Genomic DNA, 842 nt, shown 5'->3' with positions numbered 1-842 from the left:
TGATCGCACTACTGACGGCTTCAGCCATATCTATTTGTGGCTGACGAGCCTGAAAACCCGGAATCGCTTTACCTAAAGCGCCATCAGAGGAAAATGTTTTTGCGATCATGCCTGACATCTGGTTAGAAAAATTGTCGTGAGTATATCAGACGTTTGGGAGAGACATCAGCATGTAAGATGGTCAGCTTACGGCCCAACACAGAGAATTTGTTGAAACCATGGCAAGAATAGATTATTTATGAAGTCAGATTGCAGTACGGTTGACCCTTTTGGGGAAAACACATATTTCGTACGCTAGAAAAATAATGCATGGAAGTATCTGATTTATGGAAAAGAAAACACTGTTGACCCATTGTTCTGACGCACCGGGTTTGATCTCTAAAATTACTAATATCTGTTACAAACATCAGCTAAACATCGTTCATAATAACGAATTTGTTGATAACACCAGTGGGCACTTTTTCATGCGAACGGAGTTGGAGGGGTACTTCAACGACCAAACGTTTCTTGCCGATTTAGATCAAGCTCTACCGCAAGGTGCAAAACGCACTCTCATTGGCTCTCGCCGTAAACGCATCGTGATTCTCGTAACGAAAGAAGCACACTGTTTAGGTGATATTCTGATGAAAAATTACGATGGCAGTTTAGATGTAGAAATCGCCGCCGTGGTGGGTAACTACGATAAGTTGCAAGGCCTCACTGAACGTTTTGATATCCCTTACCACTATGTGACGCACGAAGATCTAAGCCGTGAAGAACACGAGCAAAAGATGTTAGAGGTGATTGATCAATACGATGCAGATTACTTGGTGCTAGCGAAATACATGCGCGTTCTCACGCCA

The 842-nt window shown here is 42.9% G+C and carries 1 protein-coding gene; it reads left to right on the top strand.

What is annotated here, in order from left to right:
* Nucleotides 1-326 precede the first annotated feature (326 nt).
* A partial coding sequence (locus tag R7O13_RS25550; protein ID WP_318080961.1) for a formyltransferase family protein occupies nt 327-842 on the top strand: 516 nt, incomplete at its 3' end.

The organism is Vibrio sp. Y176, from assembly GCF_033438945.1.
Note: the sequence above shows the minus strand (reverse complement) of the source record. Positions and strands in the feature narration are given on the sequence as shown.